The organism is Actinomadura geliboluensis (assembly GCF_005889745.1).
GTDB classification, from domain to species: Bacteria; Actinomycetota; Actinomycetes; order Streptosporangiales; family Streptosporangiaceae; genus Spirillospora; species Spirillospora geliboluensis.
In genome coordinates, this window is record NZ_VCKZ01000054.1 from 1 (window position 1) to 15,117 (window position 15,117).

Here is a 15,117-nt window from a genome sequence, read left to right on the forward strand (position 1 = left end):
ATAGGCCTCACTATTAAAACCGCCCAAGCACTGACCATCCCCGGATTCCGCGACCACCGTGAGCAGCGCCTCCTCGACCTGCTGGCCGCGCCGACCCCACCGGACACACCGCTGACCGGCGACGACGTCCGCGCCTGGATCCGCGACAGCGACGGCCTGCCCGCCGCCGTCTACAAGGACGCCAACATCCGCAACTTCCTACTCACCGGCGCGGCCGCCCCGGTCGCGGTCGACTTCGACGTCCTCACCCTCGCCCCCCTCGGCTACGACCTAGCCAAGCTGGTCGTGACCGCCGCCATGACCTACGGGCCCCTGGACAGGGTCCTGATCGCAGAAGCACTCGACCGATACAACATGCTCCTGGCCGAAACGGGGATGCCCGGCTGCACCAGGGCCCAATTCACCGTCTGGACGCAGATGCACCACGTCCTGACCAGCCCCTACCTGGGCCGAAACGGCTACCGATTCTCCTGGCCCGCCAAAACACCATGGTGGCAAGGCCCTCCCTCATAGATGCTGTCCGGTGGACGCCCAAGACCGAGTCTCAGGATCGCTTGACCTCCCCTGCGAGGGTTTCCTCCGTCTTTGACACTTGTTGATCTAGGAGTTGTGTTCTCCTGTTGTAAGCGTAGATCTCTTGGCCGCAAACGGAGTCGCGGCTATACGTCGACGTGTCGGGAGAGCAGTGGACGTCGTATGGCGGAAACCCCCGTGGCTGGTGGGGGATGAGGGACTGCTGCGGGTCGGACCAGGCACTGCTGGCGATGAGGAGCATTCGTGTCCCTCGTTCGCAGCCGCGAAGGCTCGGCCTGCACTGCGTGCGGCAGTGCGTTCGCGTCTGCCGCGGGAGCGCCTGGAGACCTTCACACTGGGTCCCGTCATGGACGCTCTGGATCGGATCGAGTTTGAAGATGTCCCGGTCGAGTTTGCGCTTGCCGAGCTACGGAGCAGGTCACGGGCGGTGCATGAGGGACATCTGCGCTATGTGGGTCACGCGGTTCGCCTGTATCAGGAGAGCCACGAGAGCCTCAAACCGGTCCAGCCGTACTGGGTCGTACAGCGTGGAGGAGAGAAGTTCTGGGAGTTGTATGCCTGGTGGCGACGTTACGAGTCCCTTGACGGAAGCGTTCGTGAATACCGGCGGCTGCGGCAGGGGGCGGCTAGGGATTCATCGCCTGGGGAGATAGGTATCGCCGCCTATGTGGCTGCGTTTGGGAGTCCGGCCAAGTGGCCGAGACCTTGGAGTGATCGTTTCCTATTGCTGGATGGAACGGCCGACCAGGTCCAATACATAAGGATCGTGGAGGTCGGTCTGGCGGACGGGCGGGACAGGGTCCAGTTCGAGGGCAGCGTCGCGGAGGCAGAGAGTTACTACCGTCGGCATGGGCATCAGCACGTGTTCAAGGTCGTCTCGGCCGGCAGTCTGTCGACAGGTGGCTCGTGCTTCGGATGTAAGCAGATGACTGGGTGTACGGCGTTGCCACGCGTGCCTGGAATCCTGGGTTTGCCCTCGCGACGGGCTTCGCTCCGGAAGGTGTCCATCTCGACTCTTCGGTACTACTTGGACTGCCCGGCGCAGGCGCATCTACGGTCTCTGCATCTTCCGGCAGAGAGCGAGTACACCGATTCGGCCAAGCTCGGTCAGGCGGTCCACCGCTGGATCGAAGACTTGCATCGCCGTGACAATCACCCTGCGTGCTCGCTCACGGACATGCCGCCCTCAGGGACGAACTGGACTGAGGGGCGTTGGCGAGTTCCCGATGACCTTGCCGAGGTCGGTGCTCGCATGCTTCGCCATCATGTCGATGCGTGCCCCTTCCAGGCTGAGGACGTTGTTGAACGCGTCGAGGTAGAGGCGAAGCGGGCGTTCCATGACACTGCGGCCCAGGTCGTTGTCGTCGCTAAGCCCGATCTCCTCTACCTAGAGGACGGTTCCTGGGTGTGGCGGGAACTCAAGACAACACAAAGGGAGCGTTGGTTCCACGACGACGTGCTCGAGGAGTTTCCGCAGTTGGCCCTCGGTGTCGTCGTGCTGGCTTGGGGAGCTCTCGGAGGCGATCTGAATGGCTCGCGGGTGGAGGCCGAGATCCTCCGGCCTGAGGGATCTGACCTGCAGATCATCGATCCGTTCGAGGGAGGCCGTCTGGAGAAGGCACTCTCGGTTCTTCGGCGGTACGCGGGGCCGTGGCGGGCTGACGCGGCCTTTGAGGCTCGGCCCGGCAAGAAGTGTCAGTGGTGTCCTGTATCCAGGTGGTGTGCGAGCTACTCCGGCTCAGCCGCGTGAAGGCGAAGGCGGTGCGATGATCGAGCCCAGCCAGACACCCGCTCCGTCGGCGTTCTTCGACGGTGAAGTACTCATGCGTCTGGTTGCTACAGCCTTGGTGACATTGTCCCGTCAACGTTCAGTGCCGAGCCCCGCATACCCGGCAAAGGTGCAGAACGCCTACAACCACCTGGTTTTGCACTGCCTCAGGACGAACGAGCAGCCGCCGGGCAGCGTCGCGGAGATGGTGTCGTGGGCGGCCGAGCGCCCGCTGGTCAAGTGGCCGGTGTCTGTGTCCGAGGAACTGATCGGAGGTAACGGCCTCCTGGTTGACAAGGACACGCGCACCCCCACCCAGACTTGCCTGGAGTGGGAGGTGCACGCTGCTGATCCCGCAGCCGAGTTGTTCGAGAACGAACGGCTGCTGGAGGCGATCGCGGTCTGCCGCGACTCGGAGGCGCCCGATGCCTACACCGCCTTCCGGCGTCACCTGATTACTAAGCCGGTTCTCACGGGCGCAGAGCTTGCCGAACTTGGCGGAGACCCAGAGTTCGGGCTGTTGCTGCATCCGATTCTGAAACGCTGCTACGAGCCCGCGCCCGCCTCCTACCAGCAAAAAGGCACGTTCATGCAGTGCGCACGCTGCCGGTGCCTGATGGTGCCGACGAGCTGGGGTGGATTCCGCTGTGAGCTCGACCGCTGCCGCCGGGACGGAAGAACGACCATTGGGACTGAGTTGCCCGCCAACAAAGGAGGCGCGTTCCAGCTCAGTAGGCCGTTGCGCATGTTCATCACAAGTCCGGGACTGGCGGAGACCGACCTGGAACAGGCATTGATCACCAGGTACGGAATCAGGCCAGAGATGTGGCCGAACTACGACGCCTACGACCTCAGGGTGGCTCTGCCCGGCGGACAGGCGTGGGCGGTGGATGTGAAGGACCGCGTGAATCCAGTCCTGCTCGCCCGGACGACCAGGCCGTTCCGGAGGAAGCCGCCCTACGATCGGGCTTTCCTCGTTGTCCCGCGGTATCGGTTCGAGGACAACGACGCCTACGGGAGGATCTTCGCCCGGCATCTGCCGGGCGAACTGGCCGACGAGATCACGCTGCTGGACGATCAGGCGTTTCTCAAACTGATCGCGTCGGTTCAGGACAAGGCAAGGGGGCGGCATGCGTGACCGTAGCGGCTGGCACCGCAGGTGTTCCCCAGCTCAGCTCAACGATGTCTGGCCGGCGAAGCTGGATGCATTCCGGCCTGGTGATCTGCTTGACGTCGAACTCGGTCTTTACATGCTCACCTGCGTCATGCCTACGCGGTCGGCTAAAGACGCCTGGCCCCTGCTAGGCGGTTACCCCATTGCCGAGGCCTTTGGTGATCTCCGGAGTGAGGAGCAGCGGCTTCGTGTGCTGCGCGCTCGGCACTATCTCTGGGACCTTCGGCGACCTAAGACATGGCGTGACAACCTTGGGCGCTACCTCAAGGTTCCGCAGGAGCTCCGTGGTTATGACCTGGACGGTCTCGACGATGTCCCGGGACGCCGGGATCCGTCACGGGCCGCGCAGCGTTTCGAGGTCTACGAGGACCTCCTCACGACCGCACCGGATTACGCCACGCGTGAGATCCCGCTGGCTGAGGCGGGCGAACACACCTTCCGGGTCAGGGACCGAGAACACTCCGTCACGTTCACTCCCGAACTCTTGGTGGATTCAACACCGAAGGCGCACGACCTGTATGCGCTTCCCGCAGGTGAAGGCGATCCCATCGAGGTCACCTGGGAGGAGCTCGAAAAGGCCGCCGCCGAAATGGACAAAGCCGAGCAGGCTAACGGCGTTACGCGGGGCAGTAGATGGTCCTGGCGACTGAAGCGCGTCAGGCTGTTGGTCCGGGATGATGAGGCGGGCAGTTTCATCCGCCAGGGCAAACTGCGGGTGGACCGTCTTCTTCATCTGGTCGGTATGGTCGGTGCAGGAAAATCTACGATCCGAGACATTCTCGCCTTCCATGTGGCGGGCAAGCAAAGACGGCGTGTCACCATTGTGGTCGGCGACGTCGCTGAGACCCTTACCGTTGTGGAGCAGTTCAAAAGGCTTGGTCTTACCGCTGCCCCCGTGCTGGGGCACTCGACCCGGGAACGCAACATCAGCCGCTTGCATCGGCGAACGGCGACAGCGGGCGCACGCACCATGCTTGAGCACAACGATCCCGGATTCGCCTACTTGAGCAGCGCTTGTCCGGTGGACGCTCTGCGTGGCTTCGAAGCCCGGACGTCACTGGGGATCAACGAAGCCCCATGCTTGTCGCTCTACACAGTGCCCGATGAGACCGAAGAATCCTCCGCCTCAGACCTCGACACTGCACCCAAGACTCGTCAGCCTAAGCCGAAACGCCGGCTGTGCCCGTTGTGGAATCGCTGCCCTCGGCATCACGGTGCCCGCGAACTCGTGGACGCGCAAATCTGGGTCGCCACACCTGCCGGCCTCGTGCATAGCGCAGTACCCCAGCACCTCCAAGTTGAGCAACTGCGCTACTTGGAACTGGCAGGCAGGCGCAGCGACCTGATCATCGTCGATGAAGCCGACAGGGTGCAGATGCAACTCGACACGGCTTTCGCGCCGGCGAGCACACTGGTCGGCAGATCACCGAATTCGTGGTTCGACGAGGTTGCCGTTCACAAATTCCAGCAAATGGCCCGTGACGGACGCCTGCAGCTATCGGCCCGTGATGTCGACGACTGGACTAACGCGGTCAATACCGTCAGCGCCGCCACCGACCGGATCTACGCGCTGCTCGTCAAGGACGACGACCTCCGTAAGTGGATCAGCGTGGATTATTTCAGCGCTTTCACTCTGCACTCGTTGTTGATCAAAAGCTGGTTCCCAGGGATCGACCAGAGCGATCTCCCACCACAGGTTCAACTCGTGGAAGCAGCCCTGTCCCGTTTCCGGGACGACCCTCTCCACCAGGCCCAGCCGAGAGGGGAGGACGACGAGGTCACCGGTCTGGTCAACACCTTCGTTCACCTGGCACTCGAGTTGTTGCACGCCCCGCACGGATCGATGACACGGGACCGGCTGCGCAGGACCCTCTTGGAAGTTGTGGGCGGGGATCCCGAGATCCAAGACGAGCTCGACGTGCAGGCAACGCGGTTCGAATTCACGCTGCTGCTGGCCGCGTTGCACAGTCGGCTCAACTTCATGACGATCCTGTGGCCGCGAGTGGAGGCGGCCATGAACCTCGAAGCCACCTCCAATGTCCTATCTCGTAGGCCACCCAAAGACTACGAGCCCGTCCTGCCAGAGTCGCCGATGGGCAACGTCCTCGGCTTCCAGTTCCGGCACGACGACCGAGAGCGCGATGGTGACCGTAGCGGCGAACTTCGGTTCTTCCGCTGCAACGGCGTCGGCCGCGAGTTGCTCACCCGCCTAGGTGATCTCGCCGAGGTGGATGGGCGGCCCGCACCGAACGTATTGCTCATGTCGGCAACAAGCTGGGCGGGGACGTCCAGTAGATACCATCTGCATGTCCCGGTCGGGGCCATCCTGCGTCCCCGTGAGGAGGAGATCCAGGCCGTCCTGGCGACCGAGTTCCGCAAGGAGTTCCTCTACTGGCCAGACAGCGACAGGCCGGTAAGGCTTTCGGGATGTGATCCGGAGCAACGCCCGGATGCATTGCTGCAGATGCTGCACCAGTTGGCCGTGCCCGATCGGAGCCTCACCGACTCTGTGAGCATGCTGGACGCGGAACTGGCTGAGATCGAGGACCCCGAGCGCCGGCGGATCCTCTTGCTGGTAGGCAGCTACGTGGAAGCCAGGACGGCAGCAGAGTTCCTGAACCAGATTCCGGAGTGGAACGGCCGAGTCATACAGCTGATCTCCGACGACGCGGACGCAGACTCGGCTTGGGCGCGGATGCCGGATACCCCCGCCGTTCGAACATTGTCGCGGGGCAACGTAAGTTCGTTCGCCCGTTCCGGCGGTGAGATCCTCGTCGCGCCGCTGTTGGCCGTCGAAAGAGGGCACAATATCGTCCTGAACAGCGGCAAGGCTGCGATCGGGAGCGTCTTCTTTCTCGCGCGTCCGCATCCCCGTCCGGATGATATCTCCCTCGCCATCCAGGCCATCAACGACTGGGCTGTACGCCAGCTGCGAGACGAGGACGGCCTGTTCCGCCAGGCGGCGCTCGCGGCAGAAACACCGGACCGCGCCGGAACCGAACTTCGCGCCCGAGCACGGAAACGATGGAACCGTTTCCTCACCAGGCGCCTGGCGTGGTCCAGCCTCCGCGACGACGAGAAGATCGCCTTCACCTGGGATCAGCTGGTGGTCATCTGGCAGGTCATCGGCCGCCTGGTCCGCGGTGGCGTACCCGCCAGAGTCGTCTTCGTCGATGCCGCGTTCTCACCTCAAGAAGCCGGATTCCGCGCCGCAGACACTGCCGATACCAGTCTCCTGGCCAGCATGCGGGACGTCCTCGCCCCCTACTTCGACGACGACCCCGAGTTGTCGCCCACCGATCGCTCGCTCGTCCAAGAACTCTACGAGCCGCTCTACCGTGCGCTCGTCGACATGAACTAACCGAGATGCCGTTCAAGCCACGTTGGAGGGCTCGCAGTGGTTTATCCAGAGATCCGGCCCGCGTCCTATTGGCCGAACCCGGACCACGACGGTTTCAAGGCGCAGATGCATACTCTTGCGCTGCCCGCTGACTGGGAGCTGCCGATCAGGAACCTGTACCACCACGGGATGCCCCCTCAACAAGCCGAACGACGCAAGCGCATCCCAACGAAAGCAATCAACCAGGTGATGCGTGCGGTGGCGCCGGATCTAGTGTCAGTCGACCACAGCGCCACCTTTGGCAACGAACAACCCTGGCTGTACGCCGCCACCCCGTACCCGACACCCATCATTAACCTCTTCGCGGCAGCGTGGTTGCGCGGCCTGCAGCGGGACCCGGAAGATCCCGAATCCCGTCGCCTGCTCCACAAGACCTTCCGACTACTCGAAACGGGCGGGCTCACCTGGCGAGAGAGCACCGTGGACCTCCTGGAGAGCACCGTCTCCGATGGCGGCACGGCGCTGCCCGCCAACCATCTCTTTCGGCTTCTCCCGGACGTCCTGGCAGCTCGCATCACGCATCTCGATCCGTATGAGCACCAAGGTGAGCGCCTATCCTTCCAGCAGGTCGCCGGCGATGCCCGAGCAGGTGGTGCAGAACTGATGTCCTGGCCCCCGTTGACCTATGAATCCACGAACAAGAAAGGCGACGGCACCAAGTTCTGGCGCTACTCCGCCTACATCCGGCTCAGCCTCCGGTCCACGCCTTTCTCGGCGATGCCAAGAATCCACCTCAGTACGGGCGTCCGCCGCTTCGTTCGCGGGCAGGTTTGGATGCCCATCGAAGACGGCGTGTCGGTATACCTACTACCCGATGAATCACTCGTCCCCGAAGGACCAGCCCCATCAAGGCTCTCTGTCGCCATGATCGAGTGGAACCGGGGAACAACGAACTGGCGGCACGGCGGACCGCAAGGCATGCTGGTCGGAGTCTCCGCGTTGCAACAGTTGCCACCCGTGGAACGGCTCGTCAAAGAGGCCGATCACTGGATCGACGGTCAGCATGATGACATTGCGGTCGCGGTCAGCCACCACACCGCGATGGGGCACCACGCCGTCGGCACCGGTCTCATGCCAAGCGAACGCCGTAGGCTGACCGAATGGGCAGAACAGTCCCTTCTTCCCGACTTCCTACCGGTGCCCAACCTCCGACGCAGCAAGGTCGCCCCACCTGCAAAGAAGCAGCTGGAATCCCATCAGGGGGTGCCCAAGAAGGAGATCCCTGAGGACGAGCTCGCCGCCATCCTCGCCGAGAACAAGGCTCGCGACGATCGAAACGGCATCCGGCGACGGCAGCGCCTCGCAGACAGCCTCGACGGGCGCCCGCTCATCGCCATTGTTCTCCATCAGGCGGACGGCACACGAGACCGCATCATCAAAGCTGCCGAGGACAGCCTCGCCCTCTCCCCTCACCGGCTTGAGCAAGGCCCCACGAGGTGGGTGTGGAGCACAGACGAGTTGAACATCGAGATCTATGCCCTGCCGGTCGGTGCACTGGGTGGGCCTCTCAGCCAGAGCGACAAGCCACCTGCAAGAGGGCGAGAGCACGATCGAGCGATCGCGACACGCCGGACCGCCGTCGCAGCGTTCACGAATAAGCTCAAAGAGAAGGCACCGGGCGCAAAACTCGCCCTCGTCGAACTCGACGGCAAGGAAAAATTCGCCAACGCCAATCGGCGCAACGACCCGAAGTACGCGATCCGTTTGGGTTTGGCGGACGCAGGTCTCATCAGCCAGTTCATCCGCCCCCTCGACCATGACGCCGAGGACCCTGAAGAGGCGGAACGGGATGCGATATTCCGCGCCGACGCCGCATGGCTGGACAGCCTGAGGCAAACCGGAATGCGCTTCATCCCCCTCCACACACTCGGCGAAGCAATCCCAGAGCAGCTGAACCAGCTAGCATTCTGGCTCGTCAAGCGCCGCTCCGACGGGCCGACCAACAAGGCGCAGTTCACCCCCATCGCCATCCTCATCCGCCCAGGTGAAAAGTGCATCATGGGTAAGACTGCGGACATGGTCGAATGGGTTCCCTACCCGGAACTCCTCCTCAGCCTTACCGGCCAGATCGACCAGGGCGACCTGAAGACGGAGGCTCAGCAGTCGGCCGCGACCGCAGCGTTCGTGAAGAAGACCCTGAGCATGCTGCGCGGCAACCCGACGCTGGTCCTGGTCCGGGCCCAGAACATCCGCATGAGGTGGCCCTGGCTCACCAATAAGGGCTTGGTCCAAGACCGCATCGGGTTCGACCGGGGCCCGCTCCAACGAATCAGCCTGGCCGGTAAGCAACTGCGAGTGATTCGGGTCGCCGATGGCGACCGAGACGAGACCAGCCAGTGGTGGGCGCCCGCCGAGCTAGGCAACGAGAAGCATGGAGGCAAGCAACGCGGCGGTATCGCGAAAGGCCTTTGGAAACCTGATGCGTCCGACCGCATCTTCTACAGCACATCCGACAAGGCGGGCACTCACCTCATAAGTGTGGAAGCGGCAAAGCTCACCCGCCACGTCAACGAGAAGGGCCGCAGTGAGTTCAGGCCCACGAAGAACGCCTGGAACCCCGACCTCCTCGAACTGGCTATCGCGTGCATGCAACCGAAAGACGATCCGGAAAAGTGGGCTATGTTTGTCCACCAACAGCGTTTCTGCGATGACTACCGAGACGTTCTAGGCCTACCTCTGGTGCTACACCTGGCTAAACTCGCTGATCAGTACGCACTGCCCCAGGACGACGTCGAGACCGCTTCCCCGGCGGAGGAAGCGGAGAAGGAGTCGGAACAAATGATGATCGAGCTTAACTTGGAATGACTCCGATTCTGCATTTAGGAGCGCGGTTCCAGGCTGGTTCCGACAGGTGGCAAGTTGCCAGTGGACGAGTGCAGACGGCGGTGATTGTACCAGCCGATCCCACTCAACAATGACGTATTCGGCCTAGTCGTGGGGCTGCCCCTGCCGAAAACTTCGTCCGTGCAGGTCAAGCCGCATGTTCGTACTCGTTGAGGATCCCGCCCAGATGTTGGCGTCTTCGGACGTTCAGGTAGGCGATCTGGTCTGATTCGTTGATCGGCGGCGGCAGCGGCTTCAACGGGCGAGCATTGGCGATGCCCTGATGCGGGCGATGCTCGTTGTAGAAGGTCTCGAACTCGCCGAGTGCGTGGAGCAGGTGCCACTGGTTCCAGATCAAAGCCCGGTCCAGAAGCTCACGGCGGCAGGTCTGCACCCACCGCTCCATCAATGCGTTCATCCTCGGCATCTGCACCCCGGTCAGCACCGCCTGGATACCGGCATCGGCCAGGACGGCGTCGAACAGCTCATGGAACTTGCCGTCCCGGTCGCGGATCAGGAACCGTGCCCGGCAACCCGCGTCCTCCAAGTCCATGACCAGGTTCCGGGCCGCCTGGGTCACCCACGCAGCGGTCGGGCGGGCGGTGGCGCCCAGAACCCGGACACGGCGGGTGTGATGTTCGATGACCGCCAGAACGTACATGCGGGCGCCGCTGAGGGTCACGGCCTCCAGGAAGTCACACGCCAGCAGCGCCTCGGCCTGGGAACGCAGGAAACCGGCCCAGGTCGTAGCGGAACGCTCAGGCGCCGGATCGACGCCGGCATCCTTGAGGATCTCCCAGACGGTAGAGGCAGCCACCTTGACGCCGAGCACCAGCAACTCGCCGTGCACCCGCGTAGCCCCAGCCCGGGTTCTCCCGCACCAGTCGAAGTATCAGCGTGCGGATGGAACGGACGGTCGGTGGCCGGCCCGGCCGTTTGGGTTTGGATCGGGCGGCGTGCCGGCCCGCGATCAGGTCGCGGTGCCAGCGCAGCACCGTGTCCGGCCGCACCAGTAACCGGATCCGCCGTAACACGCTGGGACGGAGTCGGTGCAGCAACGCCGCAAGCAGTGCTCGGTCCGGAACGGTGAACCGCACCCGTGCACCGTCGAGTTGCCGCTCCAGCACCGTGATCTGGTGCCGCAGCACCAAAATCTCGGCGTCCTTGTCCCGATCGGTCATCGGCAGCAGACGCAGCACCGCGAACGCGTTGGCCGCGGTCAAGTAGGCCAGTCGCAAGAACACAGCCGCCCATCATCCCGCGGCGACCGCCCTGCCGCCGCCTGTTTCGCAGCTGATCAAGCACGGCGCCCGAGCATCCCTCTACGCCTTCCACCTGCGTGGACGTAATTTTCGGCAAGCACAGCCTCATCGTCGGCCGCTCACTTCGCAGACCGCGCAGATCACCACCGCCTCCATCGAGACCACACCCCCAGGACGGCAGATCGCGCACCCGCCTGAAGCAGCAGGAGGCTCCGTGCGCGAAGATGTTCATCATGGCGGCTGTTCAGACTTCCGAAGAGATCCAAGCCATCCTGTCGCGCCTTGAGGGCGAGGAGATCACCACCCTGCAGGTACTGGGGATCAACTCACTGAAGTCGCTGTCGCCCATGCCTGACGCGTTGGCGGGCGAAAAAATCGAGTCCGCGCACGTCTCGGATCGGATGTTCACCGTCACCACAGCCGACCATCAGGCGATCTTCGACCTGCAGCGCACCGGGAAACTTGTGTGGCTGCCGAAGGCCGAGCCCTACGTCATGACCGCTGGCTCGTCGCGTCCGACCGTGCGACTCGTGCTCGCTGGTGGGCAAGGCCTCGACCTCACGGAGCCGGCCAAGACCAAGCGCATCACCGTGACCCTCTTGACCTCAACCCGGGCGTGAGGCGATGTGACGGCACGAAGTGGTGGTTGGGGTGCGCCCGGCCCTCGGAGGAGCTACTCTGAACCCAGAGAGTTTCGCCCTGAGGTCCGGAGGATCATGAGCCGTCAAGCCAACCGAGTCGACGATCTTCTGGTCACCTCGAACTTCATCCGCGCCGTCCGCGAATCCGGGTACCTCAGCATCTCGGCGGCCTTGGCCGAACTGGTCGACAACTCCCTGCAGGCGTCGGCCACGGAAGTGGCCATCACCATCAGTCGCGCCACGGCGGATGCTCTCCCCGAGATCGTGGTCGAGGACAACGGCGTCGGGATGTCGAAGGCGGAACTGGCGCTTTGCTTGCGCTTCGGCGGTTCATCGCGCTTCGATGCCCGTCATTCGTTCGGTCGCTTTGGCATGGGGCTGCCTGCCGCCAGCCTCAGTCAGGCGCGGCGCGTCGAGGTCACCGCGTGGCGGAACAACGGTCTGGAGCACACCGTGTCGCTCGACGTCGATGCCATCGTGGAGGGAACAGATCCAGCACTGGTCGCCCGCCGTGGATCGCGAAGCACGAGTACCTCCGGATGCCGTGTCCGCTGGATGCAATGCGACCGGATCGAGTACCGCCGGCTAGCGTGGCTGGAGCGCTCTCTGCACCGCGACCTGGGGCGCGCGTACCGGCGTTTCCTCACCGCCGGGCTCACCATGACGATCAACGGGACGCCGGTCGAGGCGATCGACCCGACGCTGCTCACGACGGAGGTCCAAGGCGCGACAGCGCGGCTCGCTTTCGATGAGCTTGCCTACGAGTTGGAGACCACCGACGGCGACACGTCGGTCGTCACGGTGCGGTTCGCCATGTTGCCCGTGCAGCGCTGGCATCACCTCGACAACGTGACCAAGCGCCGCATGGGCATCGTCGGAGGAGGCGGCGTCTCGATCCTGCGTGCTGGCCGGGAGATCGCCAGCGGCTGGCACCTCATGGGCGGCAAGCGCAAGGAGAACTACGACGACTGGTGGCGCTGTGAGATCGAGTTCCAGCCCGCGCTCGATGAGCACTTCGGCATCACGATCAACAAGCAAGGCATCCGTCCCTCTGCCACGCTCCGCGACGCCCTTGAGTCCGACCTGGAGTCAATCGCCCGCCTCCTCCACGCCCGGGTGCGTCAGGCCTTCGAAGACGTGAAGTTCCAAGCCGCAGCCGAGGCCTCGTGCCGGATCGCGGCAGCCGCCGACCCCGATTTGCCCGTGATCGCTTCACGCGGACGGAGCGGTGCGATCCAGTATCGCCTGGGGTCGGATGCCCTCCCGATGGACGCCATGTTCGAGTCCAAGCTGGCGCAGCGGACACTCGACCTGACACTCAATGCCGACCACCCGGCCTTCGCTGCCCTCTACCAGCCGCTCCAGTCCATCGAGGGCGAAGCGGCAGCCGAACTCCGCACCTCGATCGAACTGTTCCTGCTGTCCTTCGCGCGGAGCGCTGTGCAGTTGGAACGGGCCGGACGTCCGTTGAACGATCTTGTCCAGGCATGGAGCAGCACCTACGGACGAATGCTGCAGAAGTCATGACCAGCAAAGACGATGCCAAGTACGTCCCACTCTCGCTCCCGGCCGGTGCGACCGGCGCTGAGCGGAAGGGCTTCCTGCGCCTGTGCCACCTGCTGGCCCACGCACGGTTCGACCCCGACATGCCGCTCGACCACGCCTTCTGGATCAGAGCCGCGGAGCTTGACGACCTCTACAACAAGCCGCGCCTCGCGGCCGCTGCCCACACCGTCATCGACCTCGTTGACCAGGGATGGACGGTGACGGTCGACCGACACGGCCCGCTGTTGAGCCCGCCGCAGACGCACACCGACCGCGAGACGGAGAAGGCGCGTATCCGCAGGCAGGAGCACCTGCGCCGCGACGCCCAACTGCGCCAGCCGAGCGTCCGGCGCTTCATCCAGAGCATGGAGCGCAGTCACCAGCACGGTAGTCGGCTGGTGTCCATCTTCAACCTGATGCGCGACGGCCACGAACTTGCCGATGCCCTCGCCTCCGCTCCCGAGGCGAGTGACGTCATCCAGCCCTACGTGCAGATCGTGGACACGTCCAGCACCTGCGAACTGACCGGCTTCAAGCTGCACGACATCTGGCGCTACTTCCGGCACACCTGGTCGAACGCCTACTCAACCGTGCCGGGCCGGTCTATGCCCATCCTGATCCGCGACGCTGCCACCGTGCACCATGCCGTGATAGGGCTTGCCGCCATCTCAAGCCCTGTGGTCCAGATCGCCGAGCGCGACAATTGGATGCAGTGGGACACCAAGCAGTTCGTGGCGACGGTCGAGGCCGAGCCCACCGACAAGGTCGCCCGCTGGCTGGCACGACGCATCAAGACGCAGCGCTGCGAGATCTACGTCGATGACCTGCTTCGAGACGGCGTGCTGCAACCGAACGATTTGAAGGAACCTACGCCGGACGTAGTCGCCCGGCTCCGCGCTGATGCCGAGCGTCACCGGGCGAAGCATCATCGGGGCGGCACCATCCGCGAGGTCCGCAACATCGGGACCGACGCCTGGATCGAACGCGCGGAGACGCATTTGTTCCGATCGAAGCGGTCGACGCTGCTGGCGGAAACGCTGGAAATCCAAGGGCTGCTCGGCTCCTACCTGGGACCCAAGCCGACTGCCGCTGAACTCCGCAAAGCGCTGGCAGACCCGAAGGCCAAGACGCAGATCGGCCGGGTCGCACGGCGCGCTCGGGGTGAACGGGTCGGCACTGTTATCGCCGACTTGACGGTCTGCGGGGCCATCGCGCCCTACAACGCACTTGCGGCAGGCAAGCTGGTCGGCGCGCTGGCGGTGTCGCCCACGGTTCTCGCTGCCTATCGTGCCAAGTACTCACGTCCCAGCGAGATCGCCTCGGCCATGGCGGGGCGCCCGATCACCCGCGAGGCCCGGCTGGCCTTCGTCGGCACCACCTCCCTCTATGGCACCGGCTCAAGCCAATACAACCGGCTGTTCTGGCCGGCATCAGCGATGGGCGGGCCGGGTGACGCGCGCATGGGCTTCCATGAGCTTGGGCGCTCGAGGTCGTTCGGCACGTCGCATTTCTCGGACGCCACGGTCGATGCCTTGGTCCGGCTGTCCGAGCTCAGCGGGGGCCTGGTGCGCGTGAACAGCCTGTTCGGCGAGGGCGTCAGCCCCCGCCTGCGCAAGGTGCGCCTCGGCCTGGCTGCTCTCGGCTGGCCCTCCAACGAACTCCTGAAGCACGGCCGGGAGCGCATCCTGTACGGGGTTCCGTTGGTCGAGAATGTCCGCGACTACTCGCTCGGCATCGACCAGGAACCGGTCTACCTCCTCGATCCCGAACCCCATGATGCCGGGACGGCGGTCGCCGAGTGGTGGCAAACACGGTGGGCTCGGAAGCGTGCAGCCCAAGAGCATGTGCAAGAGGCCATGCGCCAGCACCGCTTGGTACGGCCAGTTCGTCACGGAGCGCGTGTCCCGGCGCCGGGCGACGAGGAGTTGCTGCCGGTCGGTTCATCGCGTTCTGCCAACGAGGGATGACTG

Annotated in this window: 10 protein-coding genes; 8 read left to right on the plus strand and 2 right to left on the minus strand. The window is 64.2% G+C overall.

What is annotated here, in order from left to right:
- From ETD96_RS44560 to ETD96_RS10595, 5 genes are all read left to right on the plus strand, one after another.
- Window positions 1-513, plus strand: a 513-nt coding sequence (locus ETD96_RS44560; RefSeq protein WP_205719202.1) for a hypothetical protein, incomplete at its 5' end; no start/stop codon positions are given.
- 367 nt (window positions 514-880) lie between these two features.
- Entirely contained in the window at window positions 881-2,284 is a 1,404-nt protein-coding gene (locus ETD96_RS10580) for a PD-(D/E)XK nuclease family protein (protein WP_205719203.1), read from the plus strand.
- A 16-nt stretch (window positions 2,285-2,300) separates the two neighbouring features.
- Window positions 2,301-3,440, plus strand: a complete 1,140-nt coding sequence (locus ETD96_RS10585; RefSeq protein ID WP_138636140.1) for a pPIWI_RE_Y domain-containing protein — start codon at window positions 2,301-2,303, stop codon at window positions 3,438-3,440.
- Complete coding sequence (locus ETD96_RS10590; RefSeq protein WP_138636141.1) at window positions 3,433-6,837, plus strand: pPIWI_RE_Z domain-containing protein; 3,405 nt, start codon at window positions 3,433-3,435, stop codon at window positions 6,835-6,837. The genes ETD96_RS10585 and ETD96_RS10590 overlap by 8 nt, the downstream gene beginning before the upstream one ends.
- A 36-nt stretch (window positions 6,838-6,873) precedes the next feature.
- Entirely contained in the window at window positions 6,874-9,681 is a 2,808-nt protein-coding gene (locus ETD96_RS10595; protein ID WP_138636142.1) for a pPIWI_RE module domain-containing protein, read from the plus strand.
- 166 nt (window positions 9,682-9,847) lie between these two features.
- On the opposite strand, the gene ETD96_RS45780 is transcribed toward ETD96_RS10595, so the two are convergent.
- Together ETD96_RS45780 and ETD96_RS45785 are read right to left on the minus strand one after the other, a co-directional pair.
- Window positions 9,848-10,531: an integrase core domain-containing protein gene (locus ETD96_RS45780; protein WP_205719204.1), complete on the minus strand. Its 684-nt coding sequence runs from the start codon at window positions 10,529-10,531 to the stop codon at window positions 9,848-9,850.
- Complete coding sequence (locus ETD96_RS45785) at window positions 10,458-10,943, minus strand: hypothetical protein (protein ID WP_205719205.1); 486 nt, start codon at window positions 10,941-10,943, stop codon at window positions 10,458-10,460. Before ETD96_RS45785 ends, ETD96_RS45780 begins: the two co-directional genes overlap by 74 nt.
- Window positions 10,944-11,194: 251 nt before the next feature.
- Between ETD96_RS45785 and ETD96_RS10605 the strand changes: the two genes are divergently transcribed.
- The 3 genes from ETD96_RS10605 (at window position 11,195) to ETD96_RS10615 (ending at window position 15,114) form a co-directional block, all read left to right on the plus strand.
- Window positions 11,195-11,581, plus strand: coding sequence for a hypothetical protein (locus tag ETD96_RS10605; protein ID WP_138636143.1), 387 nt, complete (start codon window positions 11,195-11,197; stop codon window positions 11,579-11,581).
- A 96-nt stretch (window positions 11,582-11,677) separates the two neighbouring features.
- On the plus strand, window positions 11,678-13,129 hold the full coding sequence (locus tag ETD96_RS10610; RefSeq protein WP_138636144.1) for an ATP-binding protein: 1,452 nt from the start codon (window positions 11,678-11,680) through the stop codon (window positions 13,127-13,129).
- Window positions 13,126-15,114 (plus strand): Druantia anti-phage system protein DruA, encoded by a 1,989-nt coding sequence (locus tag ETD96_RS10615; protein ID WP_205719206.1) that lies wholly within the window; start codon window positions 13,126-13,128, stop codon window positions 15,112-15,114. The genes ETD96_RS10610 and ETD96_RS10615 overlap by 4 nt, the downstream gene beginning before the upstream one ends.
- Window positions 15,115-15,117 lie beyond the last annotated feature (3 nt).

What these genes read in the sequence shown, in the direction of transcription:
- ETD96_RS10580 (WP_205719203.1), top strand. Translation starts at nt 881, where the DNA reads ATGGACGCTCTGGATCGGATCGAGTTTGAAGATGTCCCGGTCGAGTTT.
- ETD96_RS10585 (WP_138636140.1), top strand. Translation starts at nt 2,301, where the DNA reads ATGATCGAGCCCAGCCAGACACCCGCTCCGTCGGCGTTCTTCGACGGT.
- ETD96_RS10590 (WP_138636141.1), top strand. Translation starts at nt 3,433, where the DNA reads ATGCGTGACCGTAGCGGCTGGCACCGCAGGTGTTCCCCAGCTCAGCTC.
- ETD96_RS10605 (WP_138636143.1), top strand. Translation starts at nt 11,195, where the DNA reads ATGGCGGCTGTTCAGACTTCCGAAGAGATCCAAGCCATCCTGTCGCGC.
- ETD96_RS10610 (WP_138636144.1), top strand. Translation starts at nt 11,678, where the DNA reads ATGAGCCGTCAAGCCAACCGAGTCGACGATCTTCTGGTCACCTCGAAC.
- ETD96_RS10615 (WP_205719206.1), top strand. Translation starts at nt 13,126, where the DNA reads ATGACCAGCAAAGACGATGCCAAGTACGTCCCACTCTCGCTCCCGGCC.